Annotated in this window: 17 protein-coding genes and 2 pseudogenes; 5 read left to right on the plus strand and 14 right to left on the minus strand. The window is 58.2% G+C overall.

The window, feature by feature from the left end; all coding sequences use genetic code 11:
• Window positions 1-25 precede the first annotated feature (25 nt).
• From FCS96_RS16540 to FCS96_RS16555, 4 genes are all read left to right on the plus strand, one after another.
• Window positions 26-1,111: a microcin C ABC transporter permease YejB gene (locus tag FCS96_RS16540; protein WP_138441485.1), complete on the plus strand. Its 1,086-nt coding sequence runs from the start codon at window positions 26-28 to the stop codon at window positions 1,109-1,111.
• Window positions 1,108-2,136 (plus strand): ABC transporter permease, encoded by a 1,029-nt coding sequence (locus FCS96_RS16545; protein ID WP_138441486.1) that lies wholly within the window; start codon window positions 1,108-1,110, stop codon window positions 2,134-2,136. Before FCS96_RS16540 ends, FCS96_RS16545 begins: the two co-directional genes overlap by 4 nt.
• A gap of 1 nt (window position 2,137) precedes the next feature.
• A complete protein-coding gene (locus tag FCS96_RS16550) occupies window positions 2,138-3,742 on the plus strand; it encodes an ABC transporter ATP-binding protein (RefSeq protein WP_138441487.1) in 1,605 nt (534 codons plus the stop codon).
• Between the two features lie 66 nt (window positions 3,743-3,808).
• Window positions 3,809-4,594: an enoyl-ACP reductase FabI gene (locus FCS96_RS16555; RefSeq protein WP_138441488.1), complete on the plus strand. Its 786-nt coding sequence runs from the start codon at window positions 3,809-3,811 to the stop codon at window positions 4,592-4,594.
• A 61-nt stretch (window positions 4,595-4,655) separates the two neighbouring features.
• On the opposite strand, the gene FCS96_RS16560 is transcribed toward FCS96_RS16555, so the two are convergent.
• Window positions 4,656-5,069 carry a PilZ domain-containing protein gene (locus FCS96_RS16560; protein ID WP_138441489.1) on the minus strand — a complete coding sequence of 138 codons (414 nt, stop codon included), beginning with the start codon at window positions 5,067-5,069 and terminating at the stop codon, window positions 4,656-4,658.
• 28 nt (window positions 5,070-5,097) lie between these two features.
• On the minus strand, window positions 5,098-6,921 hold the full coding sequence (locus FCS96_RS16565; protein WP_138441490.1) for a DUF1631 family protein: 1,824 nt from the start codon (window positions 6,919-6,921) through the stop codon (window positions 5,098-5,100).
• Window positions 6,922-7,093: 172 nt separating this feature from the next.
• Here FCS96_RS16565 and FCS96_RS16570 point away from each other — a divergent pair, with 172 nt between their 5' ends.
• A complete protein-coding gene (locus tag FCS96_RS16570; RefSeq protein WP_138441491.1) occupies window positions 7,094-8,170 on the plus strand; it encodes a 3-deoxy-7-phosphoheptulonate synthase in 1,077 nt (358 codons plus the stop codon).
• Window positions 8,171-8,261: 91 nt separating this feature from the next.
• On the opposite strand, the gene cobA is transcribed toward FCS96_RS16570, so the two are convergent.
• The 12 genes and pseudogenes from cobA to accD form a co-directional block, all read right to left on the minus strand.
• Window positions 8,262-9,116 carry a uroporphyrinogen-III C-methyltransferase gene (gene cobA, locus FCS96_RS16575; RefSeq protein ID WP_138441492.1) on the minus strand — a complete coding sequence of 285 codons (855 nt, stop codon included), beginning with the start codon at window positions 9,114-9,116 and terminating at the stop codon, window positions 8,262-8,264.
• Window positions 9,113-10,387, minus strand: a complete 1,275-nt coding sequence (gene serS / locus FCS96_RS16580; protein WP_138441493.1) for a serine--tRNA ligase — start codon at window positions 10,385-10,387, stop codon at window positions 9,113-9,115. Before serS ends, cobA begins: the two co-directional genes overlap by 4 nt.
• A gap of 89 nt (window positions 10,388-10,476) precedes the next feature.
• Entirely contained in the window at window positions 10,477-11,814 is a 1,338-nt protein-coding gene (locus tag FCS96_RS16585; RefSeq protein ID WP_138441494.1) for a replication-associated recombination protein A, read from the minus strand.
• Complete coding sequence (gene lolA / locus FCS96_RS16590; protein WP_138441495.1) at window positions 11,814-12,473, minus strand: outer membrane lipoprotein chaperone LolA; 660 nt, start codon at window positions 12,471-12,473, stop codon at window positions 11,814-11,816. The genes FCS96_RS16585 and lolA overlap by 1 nt, the downstream gene beginning before the upstream one ends.
• Before the next feature lie 12 nt (window positions 12,474-12,485).
• A pseudogene (locus FCS96_RS16595) lies at window positions 12,486-14,162 on the minus strand (DNA translocase FtsK); the annotation flags it as partial.
• A gap of 390 nt (window positions 14,163-14,552) precedes the next feature.
• Window positions 14,553-15,086 (minus strand): annotated as a pseudogene (locus FCS96_RS20380) (DNA translocase FtsK 4TM domain-containing protein); the annotation flags it as partial.
• A gap of 6 nt (window positions 15,087-15,092) precedes the next feature.
• Window positions 15,093-16,334 (minus strand): O-succinylhomoserine sulfhydrylase, encoded by a 1,242-nt coding sequence (locus FCS96_RS16600; RefSeq protein WP_138441497.1) that lies wholly within the window; start codon window positions 16,332-16,334, stop codon window positions 15,093-15,095.
• A 30-nt stretch (window positions 16,335-16,364) separates the two neighbouring features.
• Window positions 16,365-17,891: an amidophosphoribosyltransferase gene (purF, locus tag FCS96_RS16605; RefSeq protein ID WP_138441498.1), complete on the minus strand. Its 1,527-nt coding sequence runs from the start codon at window positions 17,889-17,891 to the stop codon at window positions 16,365-16,367.
• Between the two features lie 34 nt (window positions 17,892-17,925).
• Entirely contained in the window at window positions 17,926-18,495 is a 570-nt protein-coding gene (locus FCS96_RS16610; protein ID WP_138441499.1) for a CvpA family protein, read from the minus strand.
• 92 nt (window positions 18,496-18,587) lie between these two features.
• Entirely contained in the window at window positions 18,588-19,277 is a 690-nt protein-coding gene (locus FCS96_RS16615) for an SPOR domain-containing protein (RefSeq protein WP_138441500.1), read from the minus strand.
• A gap of 140 nt (window positions 19,278-19,417) precedes the next feature.
• Window positions 19,418-20,752 (minus strand): bifunctional tetrahydrofolate synthase/dihydrofolate synthase, encoded by a 1,335-nt coding sequence (folC, locus tag FCS96_RS16620; protein WP_138441501.1) that lies wholly within the window; start codon window positions 20,750-20,752, stop codon window positions 19,418-19,420.
• A complete protein-coding gene (gene accD, locus FCS96_RS16625) occupies window positions 20,733-21,662 on the minus strand; it encodes an acetyl-CoA carboxylase, carboxyltransferase subunit beta (RefSeq protein ID WP_138441502.1) in 930 nt (309 codons plus the stop codon). The genes folC and accD overlap by 20 nt, the downstream gene beginning before the upstream one ends.
• Window positions 21,663-21,678 lie beyond the last annotated feature (16 nt).

Here is a 21,678-nt window from a genome sequence, read left to right on the forward strand (position 1 = left end):
TGTAACGGAAGGAACGCTCCGCTAAATGGGCATCTATATACTTCGAAGGCTGGCGCTGATTATCCCGACGCTGATCGGGATCATGCTGTTGAACTTCGTGATCGTTCAGGCCGCCCCCGGCGGCCCGGTTGAGCAGCTGATTGCCGAAATGGAAGGCCACGGTGGCAGCGCCCTGGCCCGGGCCTCCGGCGGCGATTCCGGCGCCGAGGTATCCAGCGCCTCCGGTGACAGTCGCGGCTCCCGCGGCATTCCCGAAGAGTTGCTGAAAGAGATCGAAGTCATGTACGGCTTCGATAAACCAGCCCATGAACGCTTCCTGAAGATGCTGGGCGACTACGCCACCTTCAATTTCGGCGATTCCTTTTTTCGGGAAAAGAGCGTTACCGAGCTGATTCTCGACAAGATGCCGGTCTCCATCTCCCTGGGGCTCTGGTCGACACTGATCATCTATATCATTTCCATTCCCCTGGGTATTCGCAAGGCTGTCACGGACGGGTCGCGCTTTGATGTCTGGAGCAGCTCTGCCATCGTCATCGGCTATGCCATTCCCGGCTTCCTGTTCGCGATCCTGCTGATTGTCCTGTTTGCCGGTGGCAGCTACTTCGACTTCTTCCCGTTACGTGGGCTGACCTCCTCCAACTTTGACGAACTCAACTGGCTGCAGAAGATCGGGGATTACTTCTGGCACCTGGCCCTGCCGGTAACTGCCAACGTCATCGGTGGTTTCGCCACACTCACCCTGCTTACCAAGAACTCGTTCCTCGACGAAATCAGCAAACAATACGTGGTGACTGCCCGTGCCAAGGGCCTGGACGACAAACAGGTGCTATACGGCCATGTGTTCCGCAATGCCATGCTGATCGTGATCGCAAGCCTGCCGGGCGTTCTGGTGTCCCTGTTCTTCACCGGGTCCCTGCTCATTGAGGTGATCTTCTCGCTGGACGGTTTGGGCCTACTGGGCTTTGAGGCTGCCCTGAATCGCGACTACCCGGTGATTTTCGGCACCCTGTACATCTTCACCTTGATGGGGCTGATCCTGAAACTGATCAGTGACATAACCTATGTCCTGGTTGACCCCCGCATCGATTTTGAAAGCCGGGAGGGCGCATGAGCAAGCGCTCTCTGACCCCGATCCAACAGCGCCGGCTGCGTAACTTCCGGGCTAACCGACGCGGGTTCTGGTCGCTGTGGGTGTTCCTGGCACTGTTTGGCCTGTCACTGGCCGCAGAATTGATTGCCAACGACGCGCCGCTGATAGTCTCCTACCAGGGCACGCTCTATTTTCCTGTGGTGGAGTCGGTTCCCGAGGAAACCTTTGGTGGCTTCCTGCCCACCGAGGCAGATTACCGCGACCCCTTTATAGCCGACGCCATCGAAGCCGATGGCTGGATTGTGTGGCCCCCGATCCGATTCAGCTACAACACGATCAATTACGATCTGGAAGTGCCCTCGCCGGCGCCACCCAGCCTGGAGAACTGGCTGGGAACCGATGACCAGGGTCGCGATGTGGCTGCCCGGGTGATCTACGGCTTCCGCATTTCGGTGCTGTTCGGTCTCACCCTCACCATCGCCAGCTGCATTGTGGGCGTGGCCGTCGGTGCCATTCAGGGTTATTACGGCGGCAAAACCGATCTGCTCGGCCAGCGTTTTATAGAAGTCTGGTCCGGCTTGCCGGTTCTGTACCTGCTGATCATCCTGTCGAGTATCGTGCAGCCGAACTTCTGGTGGCTCCTGGGTATCATGTTGCTGTTCAGCTGGATGGGGCTGGTAGACGTGGTGCGTGCGGAATTCCTGCGAGCGCGAAACTTCGAGTACGTGAAAGCGGCTCGAGCCCTGGGCTTGGACAACCGCAAGATCATGTTCCGACATATCCTGCCCAACGCCATGGTCGCCACCCTGACCTTCCTGCCTTTCATTCTGACCGGCGCCATCACCGGACTGACCTCCCTGGATTTCCTGGGGTTTGGCCTGCCATCGGGCTCGCCCTCCCTGGGAGAACTGATCGCGCAGGGCAAGGCCAACCTGCATGCGCCCTGGCTGGGCATGTCTGCGTTCGTCTCGCTTTCAATCATGCTGACCTTGCTGGTGTTCGTCGGTGAAGCCGTGCGCGACGCTTTTGATCCGAGAAAGAGCTGATATGAACGAACTGCTGCGCATTTCCAATCTGTCTATCTGCTTCGACCGGGGGCCACGGGTGGTCGATTCCCTGTCACTGGCCATTCGCACGGGACAGACCCTGGCCCTGGTAGGCGAAAGCGGCTCGGGCAAGTCCATCTCCGCCCTGTCTGTGCTTCGCCTGCTGGATGAGCGCCATGTCCGGTACCCAACGGGAGAGATTCACTTCCAGGGTGAAGACATGCTCAAGGTCAGCGAAAAACGCCTGCGCCAGATCCGCGGGCGGAAGATAAGCATGATCTTCCAGGAACCGATGACCTCCCTGAACCCGCTGCACACAGTGGAGAAGCAGATTGGTGAAACCCTGGCGCTGCACAAGGGCCTGCGCAACTCGGCCGCCAGGAAGCGCTGCATCGAACTTCTGGAACTGGTTGGAATTCGGGATCCGGAAAGCCGGCTTTCAAGCTATCCCCATCAGTTGTCCGGTGGCCAGAAACAGCGGGTGATGATTGCCATGGCCCTGGCCAACGAGCCGGACCTGCTGATTGCCGATGAACCCACCACGGCCCTGGACGTGACCGTTCAGAAACAGGTCCTGGAATTGCTCCGGGACCTACAGGGCAAGCTCGGCATGGCCATCCTGATGATCACCCACGACCTCACCATTGTCCGCCGGTACGCGGACGAAGTGGCGGTAATGGAACAGGGTAAGCTGGTGGAGCATGCCGACACCGAAACCCTGTTCGCCAATCCGCAGCATCCATACACCTGCAAGCTGCTGGATGCGGAGCCACCCGACGCGCCCCTGGCGATCTCGGTCACCTCCGAGCCCTTGCTGAAGGTGTCGGATCTGGATGTTCGTTTTACCACCCAGAAATCCCTGTTCGGCAAGGTGAAAGACTCTTTTCACGCGGTCAAATCGACCAACTTCAGCCTGAATCGCGGTGAAACTCTCGGGATCGTGGGTGAAAGCGGCAGTGGCAAGACCACCATCGGCCACGCACTGCTAAAGTTGACCACGAGCTCTGGCGGCATACAGCTCGCGGGCGAGGAGCTGGGCTCCCTGACCCAGAAGCAGTTTCGGCCCTGGCGCAAGCGCATTCAGATCGTTTTTCAGGACCCGTTTGGCAGCCTGAGCCCACGCATGTCGATTGCCGAAATCGTTCGGGAAGGCCTGGAAATTCACGATCCGGATACTTCCGACGCCCACGAGCAACGAGTGATCCGGGCACTCCAGGACGTTGGGCTGGACCCCGACGCCCGTCACCGCTACCCCCATGAGTTTTCCGGCGGCCAACGCCAGCGGATTGCCATAGCCCGGGCACTGGTCCTGCAGCCGGACCTGATCATCCTGGACGAACCTACCTCGGCGCTCGACCGCACGGTCCAGAAGCAGGTTATTGAGTTGCTGCGGGATCTTCAGAGCCGCTATGGTCTAAGCTATATTTTTATCAGTCACGATCTGGCGGTGGTTCGAGCACTCAGTCACAAGCTGCTGGTGTTGCATCATGGTGAGATCGTGGAGTACGGCAGCGCTGAGGATATATTCCGGGCGCCGACCCAGCCCTATACTCAGGAGCTTCTGAGTGCTGCTTTCTTTTACCAGCAGACTTCTACGACCAATTGAGTGTTACCCGGAACCATAGTGTTCAGGGATAATGCCTTCAAATCAGGAACACAGGGAGATTTACCCATGGGAATACTCAGTGGCAAGAAAGCACTGATCGTTGGCGTTGCCAGTAAGCTGTCCATTGCCTATGGCATTGCCGAAGCCTTTGCCCGGGAAGGCGCCGAGCTGGCATTTACCTACCAGAACGAAAAGCTGCAGCCTCGGGTGGAGAAGTTCGCCGAACAATGGGGCAGCAAGCTGACCTTCCCCTGTGACGTTGCCAGTGACGAGGAAATCGAGCAGGTCTTTACCGAACTCAACAAGCACTGGGATCACATCGACATCATCGTCCACGCCGTTGGCTTCGCGCCGGGACACGAACTGGACGGCAACTACGTTGATGTAACCACCCGTGAAGGTTTCCGTATCGCCCACGACATCAGCTCATACAGCTTCGTGGCACTGGCAAAAGGCGCGCGCGGAATGATGCACGAAGGCAGCTCACTGATTACCTTGAGCTACCTGGGCGCCGAGCGGGTACTCCAGAATTACAACGTGATGGGCCTGGCCAAAGCCTCTCTTGAGGCCAACGTTCGCTACATGGCCGCCAGCCTGGGCCGCGACGGCATTCGGGTGAACGGTATTTCTGCGGGCCCGATCAAGACACTCGCGGCTTCCGGCATCAAGAGCTTCCGCAAGATGCTTGCGGAGAACGCGAAGCGGGCACCATTGCGCCGCAACGTCACCATCGAGGAAGTGGGTAATTCCGCAGCCTTCCTCGGCTCGGATATGGCCAGCGGTATTACGGGCGAGATCATGTACGTGGATGCCGGCTTCAATATTACCGGCATGGCGGAAATGGAAGACTAACGTCGGATACACCATCGACGCTCACAAAAAAGCCGGCTCAGTGCCGGCTTTTTTGTTATTGCTATTCGGCCGCCATCGCAATCGCTACCACCTCGACCCACTCAACGTAGGCGGTTTCGTCCGATTGTACGATCTGCGCTCCAACCAGAAACTCAGATTCGTAGGGCCGACACCAAACCACTTCCAGCATCAGGGAAAATTCCTGGTCGAGCTCACCCAGGGATACCCAAGCCGGTAACAGCGCCCCGAGGGACACCGGCTCCTTTGAGAACAGCGATATTCCCCGGGCTGAGATATCCCGAATCCGGCACACCAGCTGTCGCCCGCCAGAGTCCTCACCAGCGCCCGGACTGGGCAACGTAGATTCGAGCTCCAGGGTGGCACGGGCGGTTGCGGTGAGGCGGTAGTCCGCACGATTGTCCGGCACCTCTCTGCCATGCCCGGTGTTACCAAATTCGTAGTCTGCATCAGTCATTATTGTTATACCTTCCTGTTCGAAACGCCTAGTTTCGGCCGACCCGGATTCTACCGACGACACGACTCAGTGTGTCATCAAATTCTGCAGAACTGCCCAGCACCCGGATTTTTCCGGACACGATGCCTTCAACCAGTTGATCCTCGATAAACTCCCGGCGATTAAGACCGAGCCGATCGACGAAAACGAGTTTCCGCGACGCATTGATCCGTACCGCCAGTTTCAGACGAATCGGGTCGTTGTCCGCGTCGTCCGGATTGACGACGATCCAGCCACCCAACTTGATACCATCCGCTTGGGCCTGGGCCAACAGCGTCTGCTTGCGATCCAGACGCTCTTGCTCGGCACGTTGGTCATCAAGGCGTTGTTGCTCCACCGACTCACGCTGGCGCTGCAGCTCCGACGCTCTGGCCGCCTCCTGAACCAACCGCACCTGCTCAGCGGCCTCCCTTTCACGCCTGAGCGCCTCGGCACGTTCTCTAGCGTCTCGGGCCGCCTGCTCACGTTGCTTGCGTTGTTTTGCGCACACGTTCGCCAGCACAGTCACCGTGTCGGTCAACACCTGACCAAAGGGAGTCAGGGTTGGTAGCGGTCGAAGGTCGCTTTGAGTTCGAGCGGTTTCAAATTCTGCCCAGGGTTGCAGGCCAAGTTTCACCCCGGCACCGTTGGTCCAGAGGATTTCAGCGGTATCTTCCAGCAGTGCGAAGAAGAACCGCCGCTGCTCCCTGCGACCTTCGCCTTCAACAAACCAGCCTCCCTCAAGGCCTTCGGCGCGGCCGGGCTGTACCCCTGAAAATCCCAGCCAGCTGCTGTCCCAGGCAAACGACTTTAGTTTCGGTAACGCCTCCGCCAGCTCCGGTGTCTCTCCCCGAAGCCTGGAAACCATGACGTTTTCGATGCCTGCGAGCGCCCTGGCTTCGAGGGCCTGACCAAAGGTGCCATTCCAGACATCCATTAATCGGTCGCCTATCTGTTCACCAACGGTGTACAGCCGGTCCCGGTCCTTGTCAGAGAGCGAGGGATCGCCGACCCAAACCAGCCACTCGAGCAGTTTGGAGCCGTGGCGACAGCCCTCGCCTTCGACCCCCGATGTCCAGATCGCCTGTTTCAACAGCCGGTACCAATAATCCAGAATAAACTCGGTTATAGCTGGCGGCAGCATCCTCCCCTGCAGCGCTCTACCGATCAAAGCCCGGGCAGTCTGGTCCGCTCGGCGCTGCCGTGCGGCTCCCTGTTCGGTCTCCAGCAGCCGCTTCCTCAGCTTGCCAGTCTGGGCATTTCGCTTCTGTGCATCCTGTTGCCACTGCCGACAGAATTCCTCGACGGGCGTGGCCTCGCCCGACTTGAAACTGCTGGATACTGCGATCACCAGCGCATCCAGTTGATCAAGCAGCACGCGACTCGAGCGTCCGCCGGAGTCACTCCACCCCCGCCACTCCTGCAGGCTGTCGAGCCAGTCCGTCAGGGCGTCACAAAAGGCATTTGCGCCTTCAAGATTCATCCTCCAGGCCAGGTAAAAACGCAGCCGGGCAATGCGGCATGCCAGTTCCGGGTGCAGACCACTGGTTTTCAGGAACACGTCCATGATGCGATCGGCGACATAGGCGGCGTTGATCTGCATGGACGACCAGTCCAGATGAACGGAACGGATGACATGGGTGACGCGCTCGTCGCGCTGTTCAGCCCAGCAGGATGACAGCAGTGGGCGCCAGTCGCTGACAGCTTCCGGTGCAAGCTTACCGGCCGGGTACGGCAGGTCCGGGACACGAATACCCGAAAGGACGTCTCCGATTTGTCCGGAAACCGCCTGGCGACTCGCACTACCCTGCGGTTTCTGCCGGTTCTGTGACATCCGTTCCCCATACGTAAGAAGCGTTGAAAAGGCCTACCAAATAAAGCAGTATAACCACCTCCCCGGGGTTATTCACACTGGATTCCCGGGGCATTGGCACCAATCTGCAACTTCGTTGGCAATTGTTCGTCCAATGAAGATGCAACGATCAGAATCGGGGATATAGAACAACATGTCGGGCAAAAAACTAGAGAACCTGAACGTGGCCAGCCAGGAACCACTTATCACTCCTGAAGCACTCAAGCAGGAGATGCCACTCTCCGACGCCGCCGCCGAAACCGTGGCCAAGGGCCGCCAAGCCATCTACGATATCATGGACGGCAAGGACCATCGCCTGTTCGTCGTCATCGGTCCGTGCTCCATCCACGACGTTGAAGCCGCGCGCGACTACGCCCAACGCCTGAAAAAACTGTCGGACGAAGTCAGTGACACCCTTCTGATCGTAATGCGCGTCTATTTCGAAAAGCCGCGGACAACCGTCGGCTGGAAAGGTCTGATCAACGACCCGCACCTGAACGATACCTTCGACATTGAACAGGGGCTTCATATCGGTCGCCGCCTGTTGTTAGACATCAACGAACTGGGCCTGCCAGCCGCAACCGAAGCGCTGGATCCAATTTCGCCCCAGTACCTCCAGGACACCATCGCCTGGTCGGCCATCGGCGCCAGGACCACAGAATCCCAGACTCACCGCGAGATGAGCAGTGGGCTTTCTATGGCTATCGGTTTCAAGAACGGCACCGACGGCAGCCTGGATGTCGTTGTAAACGCCATGAAATCGGTATCGCACCCGCACAACTTCCTTGGCATTGACCAACAAGGCAAGGCTGCAATCATCCGAACCAAGGGCAACAACTATGGCCATGCAGTACTGCGTGGCGGTGGTGGCAAACCCAACTACGATTCAGTCAGCGTCGCGCTATGCGAACAGGCCCTGGAAAAAGCCAAGCTGCGCAAGTCAATCATGGTCGACTGCAGCCACGCCAACTCCAATAAGGATCCTGGCCTGCAACCCCTGGTCATGCAGGATGTCACCCATCAAATCCTCGAGGGTAACAACTCCATCCAGAGCCTGATGGTTGAAAGCAACATCAACTGGGGCAATCAGTCGATTCCGGACAACCTGGACGACCTGAAATACGGCGTATCGGTAACCGACGCCTGCATTGACTGGCCCACCACGGAGAAGGCTATCCGGGAAATGCGTGACAAGCTGAAAGACGTCCTGCCTGGCCGCAAGATCGGCTAACCGGACATTCGCAACATAAAAAAAGGGGAGCCAATTGGCTCCCCTTTTTTGTTCATGGTTGACGGTACTGATCCATCCCGCAACCCGCGATTCACTTGCGCTCTGGCAAGCCACCGACCCAATCCAGCCGATCGCGCAGCGCAACAACATGGCCGATGATGACCAGCGTCGGCGGCTGAACATCATCCGAGCCAACCCGGGCAACAATGGTTTCCAGAGTGCCCGTGATGACTTTCTGGTCGGGGGTGGTGCCCTTGGACACCAGCGCTACCGGCATGTCCGGAGGCATGCCATGACCGATCAGCTGCCGGCATATAATCGGGAGGCCGACCAACCCCATGTAGAACACCAGGGTCTGGTTGTTCTGCACGAAATCCTTCCAGGGCAGATTGCAGCTATCGTCTTTAAGGTGTCCGGTGACAAACCGCACCGACTGGGCATGATCCCGATGTGTCAGCGGGATACCGGCATAAGCCGCGCATCCCGATGCGGCAGTAATGCCGGGAACCACCTGGAAACGCACGCCCGCAGCCGCCAGGGTCTCAATTTCCTCACCGCCACGGCCGAAGATAAACGGATCACCACCTTTGAGCCGCACCACTTTGTGGCCCGCTCGTGCCAGATCCACCAGGCGCTGATTGATCTGATCTTGAGGCAAGGTGTGATTTGACCGCTGCTTGCCAACATGAATCCGTTCAGCGGTCTCTGGAATCAGCGCCAGAATCTCAGGCGATACCAGCCGGTCGTAAAGAACCACTTCGGCGGCGGTAATCAGACGCCAGGCCTTCAACGTCAACAACTCAGGATCTCCGGGGCCGGCACCCACGAGGGCGACTTCACCGGCGGAGCTGTTGGGATTGTCCGTTACCGGGTTCACCCGGTAACGAATTGGTGCAGGCGTCGCACCTATGCCCTTCCCTGGTGCATTTTCTGGCTGATCACTCATTGGATTCGGTCTAGACCTCCCATGTACGGCTTGAGTACGTCCGGAATCAGGATGCTGCCATCGGCCTGTTGGTAATTCTCCATAACGGCAATCAGGGCACGGCCTACCGCCAGGCCAGAACCGTTCAGGGTATGCACAGGCTCAGGCTTTCCAGTTTCCGGGTTACGCCATCTAGCATGCATGCGCCGTGCCTGAAAATCACGGGTGTTGGAGCAGGATGAGATTTCCCGGTATTTCTGCTGCCCCGGCAACCAGACTTCCAGATCAAAGGTCTTCGCCGCGGAGAAGCCCATATCGCCGCCACACAGAGTCATAACCCGGTACGGCAGTTCAAGCAACTGAAGCACTTTCTCGGCGTGACCCGTCAGCGCATCAAGTGCCTGATCCGAATCCTCCGGACGAACCACATGCACCAATTCAACTTTATCGAACTGATGCTGCCGGATCATGCCCCGGGTGTCACGGCCGTAGGAACCGGCTTCACTGCGGAAACACGGCGTGTGGCAAACCATCTGCAACGGCAGTTCGGTAGCGTCGAGAATACTGTCGGCAACGAGGTTCGTCGCGGGTACCTCTGCGGTCGGGATCAGGTACAGCGGATTGTCCCCTTCCATCTTGAAAAGGTCGTCCTCAAACTTGGGCAGCTGTCCGGTGCCATAGAGCGTTTCGGCATTGACCAAGTACGGAACGTAAGTTTCAGTGTAGCCGTGCTCGCCGGTGTGCAGGTTGAGCATAAACTGCGCAAGTGCCCGGTGCAGACGAGCCACAGGGCCACGCATGACTGCAAAACGGGAATGAGCGAGTCGGCTGGCAGTCTCAAAATCCAGTCCTTTGAGGCCTTCACCGAGCGCCACATGGTCTTTGGGCTCGAAATCCAACACTGCAGGCGTGCCCCAGCTGCGAATTTCAACGTTGTCGTCTTCGCTGTCACCGGCAGGTACGCCCTCGTCCGGAAGATTGGGAATACCATCCAGAAACGCGGTCAGCTCTTCCTGCAGCAACCGTAGCTCGTCTTCCGCTTCGGACTTTTGCTCTTTCAGGCTGTCAACCTGGTCCAGCAACGGCTGGATATCCTCACCAGCGGCCTTGGCCTTGCCAATCAACTTGGACTGTTTGTTCTGCTCGCCCTGAAGTGTCTCGGTACGCACTTGAATTGCGCGACGGCGTTCCTCAAGCTGCTCGAAGGTGGCGGTATCAAAGGTGAAATTCTTGATGGCCAACCGACGGGCGATCTCGTCAGTCTGAGTACGGACACGTTTTGGATCGAGCATGGTTATCCTGACTATTCCGGTTTGCGATGTGTGAGAAATGACGGAACATTATACCTGCACTGAGGCTCGTGGCTACCTTGCAGCCAGGCTCAGGAGTAGCGCTTTCGGGTGCTCTCGGCATTGCGCTGGTTCAGGCGCTCGCGCTTTTCCGCCAGTTTGATTTCGAGCCCACGATTAACCGGCTGGTAGTACCTGCGCTGATGGATCGCTTCGGGCAAATAGGATTCGCCGGCGGCAAAGGCCTCCGGTTCGTCATGGGCGTAGCGATAGGATTCGCCGTGGCCCATGGACTTGAGAAGTTTCGTGGGTGCGTTACGAAGGTGCACCGGCACCTCGTAATCCGGGTCCTGACGGATATCGGCCATGCAGCGGTTAAAGGCGTTGTAGACCGCGTTGCTCTTGGGGCATAGGGCCAGATAGGTAACCGCCTGCGCAAGCGCCAGCTCGCCCTCAGGCGAGCCCAGACGCTCCTGGGCGCCCCAGGCATCCAAACTTAGCTGTAGAGCCCTCGGATCGGCGTTTCCGATGTCCTCACTGGCAATCCGTACCAGACGTCTTGCTGCGTATAACGGATCGCAGCCGCCGTCGAGCATCCGGCACAGCCAGTACAACGCTCCGTCCGGGTCCGAGCCCCGAACTGACTTGTGCAGCGCAGAAATCTGATCGTAGAAGACGTCCCCACCCTTATCGAAGCGGCGCAGGCTGGTTTGCATCACCTGCTCAAGCTGGGCCTCGGTGACGGTGTCACGCCCCTCGGCATCCGGTTCAGCCAGGTCCGCCGCCACCTCAAGGATATTCAGCGCCCGGCGGGCATCGCCGCCGGCAGCCGTGGCCATCATTTCCAGGACCTCGAGGGGTACCGCCAGGCGTCCGGCAAAGCCGGTCTCGGAAACCAGGGCGCGTTCAAGCAATCGAAGGATATCGTCATCCTCAAGATTCTTGAGCACATAGACCCGGGTTCGGGACAACAGTGCGCTGTTCAATTCAAACGACGGGTTCTCGGTGGTGGCGCCAACAAAGATGAAGGTGCCATCTTCGATATGCGGCAGAAAGGCATCCTGCTGGCTCTTGTTAAAGCGATGCACTTCGTCCACGAACAGCAGCGTATCCCGGCTTTCCGAGCTCTTACGGTGACGGGCCCGGTCGACAACAGCGCGGATCTCTTTGACCCCGCTGAGTACCGCCGAGATGGTTTCAAAACTGAGGTCACTGAGGTTTGCGAGCAGCTGGGCGAAAGTGGTTTTACCCACCCCCGGCGGCCCCCAGAGAATCATGGAGTGCAGCTGGCCCTGTTCTACCGCCCGACGTAACGGCTTGCCAGGGCCAACCAGGTGCAACTGGCCGACGTATTCATCCAGTGAGGCTGGGCGCATGCGCGCCGCGAGCGGTCGGAATCCGGTCTGTTCTTCGAACAGGCTGTCCTGCATCAGGCCCCGTCCCGGATGATGTCCACGCCTTCCGGGTAGTCCAGGGAAAAGGCGCTATCGTCTACGCTCTGGTTCAGTCTAATGTCGTCGAAGCTCAGGATGCTGAGCTGGGCCAGGGAATCCTGCATGCGCATTTCCTGCAGCTCGCCCTTGAAGAAGGTCAGGCGGAGTGACACGAACAGGGAATCCGGGTTCCGGGGTTCCAATGTGTATTCCCGGGTGTTGTCGCCAATCGCCTTCAGGGACACCTTATAGGTTTCATCCAGATTGCCGACCTCACCGCTGAGCAGCAGTGCCGGTGTGGTTTGCACCCGCTCATCCAGCTTATGCACAGTGACCTGCTCGAGGTCGGGGTCATAGACTTCAACCGTTTCGCCATTGCTGACAATGAACTGCGACAGGGGCGCACTGGTTTCCCAGTAGAACAGCCCGGGGCGTTTTGCTTTCAGGGCACCGCGGGTTTCCTGTACCCGGTTGCCATTCTCATTGACCACGATCTGAATGAAGCTGGCCTGGTACGACTCGTAACTTTTGAGTACCGAGGCCAGTTTGCCGGCAGCGTCGTGAGATTTGGCCGAGTCATCGGCGGCATTTGCCGACAAGGCAAAGAGAGCGACCAGCGCCAGGGCAATGAGTTTAAAAAATGGGTGCTGTTGCATAGCAAACCGCTCCTAATCTCTTGGGGGTGGTGGGGCCAGCACTTCCCGGGCGCCATTGTGCCCGGCCGAGCTGACCACGCCAGACGCTTCCATGGCATCAACCAGGTTCGCAGCCCGGTTATACCCTATCTTGAATTTGCGCTGGACGGACGAAATTGACACCCGCCGTCCCTCGGTGACAAAGGCGACCGCCTCATCGAACAGAGCATCGCCCTCGCTGTCTCCGCCGCCTTCAGTGAGCGTCGGGACTCCGGGCAGGTTTTCACCCTCCGCACCGTTGAGGACATCGTCGACATAGACAGGCTCACCGCGGGCCTTCCAGGCGCTGACCACCCGATGGACTTCATCGTCGTCCACAAAGGCGCCATGAACCCGTACCGGCAATCCGGAGCCCGGTGGCAGGTAAAGCATGTCACCATGGCCGAGCAACTGCTCCGCGCCGCCCTGATCGAGCACCGTGCGGGAGTCGATCTTGGACGACACCTGGAACGACATCCGTGTAGGAATGTTGGCCTTGATCAGGCCGGTGATCACGTCCACGGACGGCCGCTGCGTGGCGAGAACCAGGTGAATACCGGCGGCACGGGCTTTCTGGGCAATCCGGGCAATCAGTTCTTCCACCTTCTTGCCAACGATCATCATCATGTCGGCGAATTCGTCGATGACCACGACAATGAACGGCAGAGTCTCCAGCTCCGGGCGCTCCTGCTCGTCGTTCGCCAGGTATTCGTCCGGCTTCCAGAGCGGGTCGAGCAAGGGCTCACCGGCCTCCCTGGCGTCTTTCACCTTGCGGTTGTAGCCGGCAATGTTCCGCACGCCCAGGTTGGCCATCAGCCTGTACCGGCGCTCCATTTCGGCCACACACCAGCGCAGGGCGTTGGCGGCCTCTTTCATGTCGGTGACCACCGGCGCCAGCAGATGCGGAATACCGTCGTAGATACTCAGTTCGAGCATCTTGGGGTCAACCATGATGAAGCGAACCTCATCCGGTGTCGCCTTGAGCAACATGCTCAACAGCATGGCGTTTACGCCAACGGACTTACCGGAACCCGTGGTACCCGCCACCAGCAAATGCGGCATCTTGGCCAGGTTAGCGACCATGGGGTTGCCGCCGATGTCATTACCCAATGCCATGGTTATGGGCGATGCGGACTCTGCGAAAACCCGCGCGCCAAGTACTTCGCTCAGGCGAACGATTTCCCGTTCCTCGTTGGGGATTTCGATACCCACAACAGACTTACCGGGAATGACCTCAACGACACGAACGCTTAGAACGGCCAGCGAACGAGCCAAATCCTTGGCGAGGTTAGAGATCTTGCTGACCTTAACTCCCGCCGCCGGCTTGATTTCAAAGCGGGTGATAACCGGCCCCGGATTGACCTCGACCACTTCCACGGACACGCCGAAGTCGGCCAGTTTCTCCTCAAGCATCCGGGACATGTGTTCCAGCGACTCTTCGGAGTAGCCTCTCTCTTTGTGCTCCTCCGGAGGATCGAGCAAGCTCAGCGGTGGTATCGGGCTCTCTACGTCTTCCAATAGAGACGCCTGTTTGTCTTTTGTCTTCCCCTGTGCCGGTGGCTGTTCGTTCTTCTTGAACGGCGAGATCTTCAGTGATCGCCCAGCTGGCTGCTGCGCTGGCGCCGATGGTTTAGCCGCACGCGATGGCTGAGGCTCCGCTTGGGTGTCACTGTCATCACGGGAACTGAAGCTCTCAAGTCTGGCTGGCTCGGAATCAAACTCAGCCGACAATCCCTCAAGACCCGGCTCCTTCCGCTCTTGCAGAGTCTCCCCCGACGGTTTTGCTTGAGTTTTGCCCGGACCAAAACCCGGTATGCGATGCCACCACTTGGGCCCGTGCTTATACGGTTTCTCCGCTTTGGGAGCCGGAATCCGATCTTTGACGAGTGGTGGTTCTGCCGATTTCTCAGGAGCCTTGGCCGGCTCTGGCTTGGCCTTCTTTTTCTCAGGATTCGGGCTGAACAGGTCTTTCAGTGCAAGGCCGAATCTCAGCGTCAGCCCACCGATCTGGTCCATCAGCCAGAACCAGGAAAGGCCGGTGGTGACCGTAAGTGCAAACAGGAAAATAGCAATCAGCAGCAGTGTAGTGGCCGGCAAATTGAAGAATCGCACCATCGCCTCAGAGACAGCGGTGCCCATGACGCCACCGGACGACACGCCGAGACCAAACACCGAGTAGAGCGACAGCAAGCTGGTAGCTGAAAGCAGAATGAGCAGGAAGCCGCCAAACCGCATCATGAACAGCGGCCAGTGCAAATCCATCGAATCGTTGCGGCGGCGGATCAGCATGATCGCGTAGCCCGCGATCATCACCGGGAACAGGTAGGCCACCTGCCCAAAGAAATCCATGAACAGACTGGCCAACCAGGCCCCGGTGCGTCCAGCGTAGTTCTGTACGCTGGTGTCGTGGCCAATGCTGGCCCAACCGGGATCGGAGGGGCTGAACGTCACCAGTGCCATCGCGAAGTAGATGCACAGGGCAATCAACGCGATCACCGCACCCTCACGGGCGCCCTGTGCCGCCAAATGGCGGAAGCGCAGCTGTTTTTCAGTCAGCTCCTGTGGTGCTTTCTTCGCTTTAGCGGATTCGGCCATGAATACTCAAACGTTTCCATTGCTTGGGTTCTGAAGTGCCTGAAAGCCGCGGGCAAGATCGGTTTTCAGGTCTTCGACTGCTTCTATCCCCACGGAGATCCGGACCAGATTCTCGGTGATCCCCGCGGCATGCTTGTCTTCGGGAGACAGGCGACCGTGGGTCGTAGTAGCCGGATGGGTAATCGTGGTTTTGACGTCACCCAGGTTGGCGGTGATCGAAATCATGCGCGTGGCATCGATAAACTGCCAGGCTTCAGTCCGATCGCCCTTCAGCCGGAACGACAGTACACCCCCAAATCCGGATTGCTGCTGTTTCGCCAACTCGTGCTGGGGGTGACTCTCAAGGCCAGCGTAGAACACTTCCGCCACAGCGGGTTGCTCCTCCAGCCACAGCGCCAACTGTAGCGCATTGTCGCAGTGAGCACGCATACGAATTGGTAAGGTTTCAAGGCCTTTCAGGAAGACCCAGGCGTTGAATGGACTCATGGTTGGCCCTGCGGAACGGAGGAAGCCATATACTTCCTCCATCAACGCATTCGGCCCTACGACAACTCCGCCAACACAGCGGCCCTGGCCGTCCAGGTATTTAGTCGCCGAATGAATGATGATATCGGCACCGTGCTCCAGTGGTCGCTGCAGTACGGGGGTACAGAAGCAATTGTCGACCACGAACAAGGCATCATTGTCATGAGCCAACGTCGCCAGTGCATTCATGTCCGCCACTTCACAGAGCGGGTTCGACGGGGTCTCGATGAACAGCATCCGAGTCTCGGGCCGAACCGCCTGTGCCCATTCATCCATGTTGGTCAGGCTGACGAATGACGTCTCGACACCAAATTTTGCCATGTATTTCTGGAACAACACGTTGGTGGTGCCGAATACGCCTCGGGAGCAGACGACATGATCGCCGACCTTGAGCAGCGCCATACAGGTGCTCAGGATGGCCGCCATGCCGGAGGCAGTCGCCACTGCACGTTCGCCGCCTTCCATCGCGGCAATCCGGCCCTCGAAGGCCTGGACCGTCGGATTGGTAAAACGCGAATAGATATTACCAGGCTCTTCGCCACCGAAGCGCGCCGCAGCCTGTGCCGCACTGCCATAAACAAAACTGGATGTCGGGAATATCGGATCACTGTGTTCCAGTTCACCGGTACGGATCTGCCCTGCCCTCACCGCCAGGGTGTCCACGGACATACCTTCAAGATCCGATTCCGGAATCCAGACATTCTCTTCACGACGTAACGTCATGAGCTACTCCTGATTGCACGCACAGCGTGATTAATCTTCGTCATTGTGCAGGTCGATGATGCCGTTATCGCCAGAGTCGCCGCCCTGTTGCTTGGAGCGGCTGTCATCATTGCGCGCACCTTCAAGGCGGTCCAGGTAAGCCTTGTCGACATCGCCGGTCACGTACTGCCCGGTGAAGACCGAGCACTCCCAGCCCTCAACATCCTCGTTGACGTCGTTGACGCAGGTGATGAGGTCGTCAAGATCCTGGTACAGCAGCCAGTCAGCGCCGATCAGGTCCCGAATTTCATCAACCGTACGGTCATGGGCAATCAGCTCACTGGCCGACGGCATGTCAATTCCGTAGACGTTGGGGTAACGCACCGGGGGCGCGGCCGAGGCAAAATACACCTTGCGCGCGCCAGCATCCCGGGCCATCTGGACGATTTCCTTGCAGGTGGTACCGCGAACGATGGAATCGTCCACCAGCATGACATTCTTGCCCCGGAACTCCAGATCAATTGGGTTCAGCTTCTGGCGCACCGATTTTTTCCGCATCTTCTGACCGGGCATGATAAAGGTGCGACCGATGTAACGATTCTTGATAAAGCCTTCACGGAACTTCACGCCCAGACGGTGAGCCATCTGCATGGCCGAGGTGCGGCTGGTGTCCGGAATCGGCATGACCACATCGATGTCGTGATCAGGACGCTCACGGAGTACCTTGTCAGCCAGGGTTTCACCCATGCGCAGGCGAGCCTTGTAAACCGACACTTTGTCGATGATTGAGTCCGGGCGGGCAAAATACACGTGCTCAAAGATGCACGGGTACAGATGGGGATCCTCCGCACACTGCTGGGTATAGAGCGTGCCGTCGGTTTCGATATACACCGCTTCGCCCGGTGCAATGTCCCGCACCAGGCTGAAACCGGCCGCGCTGAGCGCGACGCTTTCGGAGGCGATCATGTATTCGTTTCGGCCATCCTCGGCCGGACGGACGCCGTAACAGGCCGGACGAATCCCGTTCGGATCACGGAACCCGACAATGCCGTAGCCGGTAATCATCGCGATGACACCGTAGGCTCCACGGCAACGCTTGTGCACCGCCCGAACCGCGGCAAAGATATCGTCCTTGGTCGGGTTCAGCTTGCCGAGTTTCTGTAACTCGTGAGCAAAAACGTTCAACAGTACTTCGGAGTCTGAATTGGTATTGATGTGCCGAAGATCGGTCCGGAAAAGGTCCTCACTCAGATCATCAGCGTTGGTCAGATTACCGTTATGGGCGAGCGTGATGCCGTAGGGGCTGTTGACATAAAACGGCTGTGCCTCAGCTGAACTGGAACTGCCGGCCGTGGGGTAGCGAACGTGGCCGATGCCGACATTGCCGACCAAACGACGCATGTGGCGGGTATGGAAGACATCCCGAACCAGCCCGTTGTCCTTGCGCAGGTAAAAGCGCTCATCCTGAAAGGTAACAATGCCCGCCGCGTCCTGGCCCCGGTGCTGAAGTACAGTCAGCGCATCATAGAGCGACTGATTGACGTTGGAAGTACTGACGATGCCGACAATGCCACACATGGATAAGGTATTCTCCGAGTGTTAAAACTGAATGTTAGCTAGAGGTGGATGCGGGTGCCACGCCTTGCTGATGTTGACTGCTGTCTGATTCCCGGTAGCTGTCCGAAGCCGGTCCCAGGAAACGGGCGAATTCGTCACCCAGTGTACGCCGTGACCAGTCCTCGACCACCGCAAGCTTGTTGATCATAATCGACTCACGCCACCAGGTATCCTGCGCCAGCGGTGTGTAGCGGGTGAAGGCAATGGCGACGATAACGACCACCAGCCCGCGCAAGAGCCCAAATCCCATTCCCAGAACGCGATCCGTCGGGGACAGACCGGTAGCCCGAACAAGATGGCCGATCATGTTATTGATGATGGCGCCCACAATGAGTGTGCCAAAAAAGAGGATCGCAAAGGCGGCAATCAAGCGCACCAACGGCGTTTCAACCGTGCTCTCCAGAAGGGTTTGCATTTGCGGGTGGAAAGTTCTGGCAAGTATAAACGCGCCAACCCAGGTCACGAGAGACAAGGCCTCTCTAACGAAACCCCGCTTCAGGCTGATGAGTGTAGACACTGTAATCAGGGCAATGATGACCCAGTCAATCCAGATCAGCGCTTCCATGTAAAACCCGGTGGAAAAAAGGAAGCGCAAATTCTATCAGGAATCGGCCCGCCACCAAACTGCCGGAGCCTCGGAAACTCGAGAAAAGAGGCTCATTTGTCTCCGGTGGTCACCAGGCTATTGAGACTGAAGGATTCATCCAGGTCGCGCTTTGCCGCTTCGGCGTCGGATTTACTGCTGAACGGACCGCTGAAAACGCGGGTAAGCGTGGTGTCACCCCGTTCGACTTTCTGAAGATGAGAACCATAGCCCTTGTCACGCACCTGATCCCGCAAGCGACGGGCATTGTCGGCGTTGCCGAAGCTGCCTAACTGCACAACATAGGCGCCGTCCAGTGACCGGGTGTATTCAGCGGATTCTGATTCCTTGCTTTGCCCGCTGGCAGTGGGCTCCGGCTCCACGGCCACCTGTGCGGCAGGCTCTTCACTCTGGGCTTGGGCATTGATCTTGGCAGCCTGAGACTCTTGAGCTTTTTCCGACTCCTGCGCACCTTGAAAAGACTCCGCTTCGCCTTCCACCAGTCGGTAGTCTGGCGCCTCACCGGCGCCTTGCGATGCCGGCGACAACAGTTCTTCGGTGTCGGGGCGGGGCTCGGAGTATGCCGGTGGTTCTTCGCGGTCGGTCTCTGGTGCAATCACTTCAGGAAACGGGGGCTCCTCCGGGATCTTGATGGTTGTCGAAGTTCGCTCGGAATGCGGCTCATCAAATACCATTGGAACAAAGATAACCGCCAGGGATACCAGCACCAGCGCCCCGATTATTCTTTGTTTCAGTCCATCCACGATTCCAGGCTCCCGTTGGTTAGCGACGTACCATTTCGACGATAGCAGCAGATACTAACCGCCATCCTGACAGAACTCAAAGCAGCAAGGCCAGCCATGGAGAAAGTTTAAGGCACACGGCACGCCGTAGCTCATGAATGTTATTTGGAGCCGTCGTGGTCATTACCCGGCAATAACAGGCGGCGCGCCTCCGCGACCGTAAAGAAGGATCCGAACACGATGACCAGGTCCTCGGGGCGCGCGATGGCCCGGGCTGAAGAAATTGCCTGTGAGACGGTTTCTGCACACTCGCAATGATCAAGTTCCACGCTATGGGCCCTCTGGTAAAGAGCCTGGGCCGACAAGCCTCGCGGCACAGCGAGCCCAGCTAGCCACCAGCGGTCCACGACCGGCTTCATGGCCTCCAACACGCCATTGACGTCTTTATCACCGAGAGCCGCGTAGACCGCGATAACTCGGCTGCCGGCATTCTTTTCAGCCTCCAGGCGACCAGCCAACCACCGGGCGGCATGGGGGTTGTGCCCGACATCAACAAAGATATCGGGCTGCGCCAACATTCGCTCAAAACGACCAGCTACTTTGAGTTGCTGCAGCGCACGTTCCACTAGAGCATTATCCAGTCCCGGCTCCAGGGTGTGCATCGCAACAACCGCCGCCGCAACACTGGGTACAGGTAAAGGTCCCGACGGCAGCGAAACTTCCCGTCCCTGATGAGTCAGCACCAACCGAGCCAGCGTGCCATCCTGACCAGATTCTATCGACTGCACCTGGTAGTCCCGCCCTGCAAGCGCCAGATCCACCTTCTGCGCGGCCGCCTGTTGAAGCACCGAGCGTGGCGGCTCATTGTCAGCGCATACGGCTGGTATGCGGGGGCGCAAAACGCCAGCTTTCTCAAAACCGATGACTTCGCGATTGTCACCCAGGAAGGCCACATGATCGATATCCACCGAGGTGATAATCGCCAGATCCGCATCCATCACATTGACCGCATCCAATCGACCGCCCAAACCCACCTCAAGCAGCCAATCGTCCACACCCGCCTCCGCAAGCGCCACAAACGACGCCAGGGTCCCAAACTCAAAGTAAGTCAAGGAAACACCGCGGCGAGCTGCCTCAACCCGCTCAAAGGCGGATACGAGCGAAGCATCGTCGATATTTCGGCCGTTCAGGCGAATCCGCTCGTTGTAGACTTCAAGGTGCGGAGAGGTATAGGCGCCTGTCGTGCGGCCAGCGGCTTGCAGCAACGCCTCCAGAGAGGCGACCGCACTGCCTTTGCCATTAGTGCCGGCAACGGTGATGATCCGACCGGAGGGCTTGCGTCGAAACAGTCGCCGAAAAACCACAAGCACGCGATCCAGGCCAAGATCAATTTCGGTGGGATGGAGTGCTTCGAGATAGGACAGCCACTGATCGACAGTGGCGCCAGCCCCCGGGGCAACCGGGGGCTGGACGTTATTATTGCTCGGCGGGGGCATCAGCTTCCGGTTTTTCCGTTACTTCGAACTCGATGGGTGCTTCAGTCCCAGGACGCTCATGACCGGTGAACTTGGCCAGCACATGGGCAATACGTTCGCGCATCTGGTGGCGATGCAGGATCATGTCGATTGCACCATGCTCAAGCAGAAACTCACTGCGCTGGAAGCCCTCAGGCAGCTTTTCACGCACGGTCTGCTCGATCACTCGCGGACCAGCAAAACCAATCAGCGCGTTGGGCTCTGCGATATTAAGATCACCCAGCATCGCCAGACTCGCGGAAACGCCACCAAAAACAGGATCGGTCATCACTGAGATGTAAGGAATACCCTCCTGCTTCATGCGTTCAAGCACCGCTGCCGTCTTGGACATCTGCATCAGAGACAGTATCGCTTCCTGCATCCGGGCGCCGCCGCTGGCAGAGAAGCACACCAGCGGAATCCGCTCAGCCAGCGCAACATTGGCGGCCTGAACGAATTTTTCGCCAACAACCTGACCCATTGAGCCACCCAGGAAGTTGAACTCGAAGGCACAGGCAACCAGGGGAACGCCCAGTGTGGTGCCCTTCATAACCACCAGGGCATCTTTCTCGCCAGTTGTCTTCTGCGCGTGTGACAGCCGGTCTTTATAGCGCTTGCTGTCCTTGAACTTCAGGCGATCCCAGGGCTCCAGATCGGCTGCAATTTCGTGCCGATCTTCGGGATCAAGAAAAACATCGAGCCGACGGCGGGCGTGGACCCGAAGGTGATGATTACACTTGGGGCAGACGTCGAGATTCTTCTCAAGCTCCGGTTTGTACAAAAATGCACCACACTTGGGGCATTTCTTCCATAGTCCCTCAGGCACACCGGTTCGTTGCTTGGATTCCGAGCGAATCTTGCTCGGCATGATCTTGTCCAGCCAGTTACTCATGATTTCATCCTGTCCT

The organism is Marinobacter alexandrii, assembly GCF_005871205.1.
GTDB lineage: Bacteria > Pseudomonadota > Gammaproteobacteria > Pseudomonadales > Oleiphilaceae > Marinobacter > Marinobacter alexandrii.

What these genes read in the sequence shown, in the direction of transcription:
- FCS96_RS16540 (WP_138441485.1), top strand. Translation starts at nt 26, where the DNA reads ATGGGCATCTATATACTTCGAAGGCTGGCGCTGATTATCCCGACGCTG.
- FCS96_RS16545 (WP_138441486.1), top strand. Translation starts at nt 1,108, where the DNA reads ATGAGCAAGCGCTCTCTGACCCCGATCCAACAGCGCCGGCTGCGTAAC.
- FCS96_RS16550 (WP_138441487.1), top strand. Translation starts at nt 2,138, where the DNA reads ATGAACGAACTGCTGCGCATTTCCAATCTGTCTATCTGCTTCGACCGG.
- FCS96_RS16555 (WP_138441488.1), top strand. Translation starts at nt 3,809, where the DNA reads ATGGGAATACTCAGTGGCAAGAAAGCACTGATCGTTGGCGTTGCCAGT.
- FCS96_RS16560 (WP_138441489.1), bottom strand. Translation starts at nt 5,069, where the DNA reads ATGACTGATGCAGACTACGAATTTGGTAACACCGGGCATGGCAGAGAG.
- FCS96_RS16565 (WP_138441490.1), bottom strand. Translation starts at nt 6,921, where the DNA reads ATGTCACAGAACCGGCAGAAACCGCAGGGTAGTGCGAGTCGCCAGGCG.
- FCS96_RS16570 (WP_138441491.1), top strand. Translation starts at nt 7,094, where the DNA reads ATGTCGGGCAAAAAACTAGAGAACCTGAACGTGGCCAGCCAGGAACCA.
- cobA (WP_138441492.1), bottom strand. Translation starts at nt 9,116, where the DNA reads ATGAGTGATCAGCCAGAAAATGCACCAGGGAAGGGCATAGGTGCGACG.
- serS (WP_138441493.1), bottom strand. Translation starts at nt 10,387, where the DNA reads ATGCTCGATCCAAAACGTGTCCGTACTCAGACTGACGAGATCGCCCGT.
- FCS96_RS16585 (WP_138441494.1), bottom strand. Translation starts at nt 11,814, where the DNA reads ATGCAGGACAGCCTGTTCGAAGAACAGACCGGATTCCGACCGCTCGCG.
- lolA (WP_138441495.1), bottom strand. Translation starts at nt 12,473, where the DNA reads ATGCAACAGCACCCATTTTTTAAACTCATTGCCCTGGCGCTGGTCGCT.
- FCS96_RS16600 (WP_138441497.1), bottom strand. Translation starts at nt 16,334, where the DNA reads ATGACGTTACGTCGTGAAGAGAATGTCTGGATTCCGGAATCGGATCTT.
- purF (WP_138441498.1), bottom strand. Translation starts at nt 17,891, where the DNA reads ATGTGTGGCATTGTCGGCATCGTCAGTACTTCCAACGTCAATCAGTCG.
- FCS96_RS16610 (WP_138441499.1), bottom strand. Translation starts at nt 18,495, where the DNA reads ATGGAAGCGCTGATCTGGATTGACTGGGTCATCATTGCCCTGATTACA.
- folC (WP_138441501.1), bottom strand. Translation starts at nt 20,752, where the DNA reads ATGCCCCCGCCGAGCAATAATAACGTCCAGCCCCCGGTTGCCCCGGGG.
- accD (WP_138441502.1), bottom strand. Translation starts at nt 21,662, where the DNA reads ATGAGTAACTGGCTGGACAAGATCATGCCGAGCAAGATTCGCTCGGAA.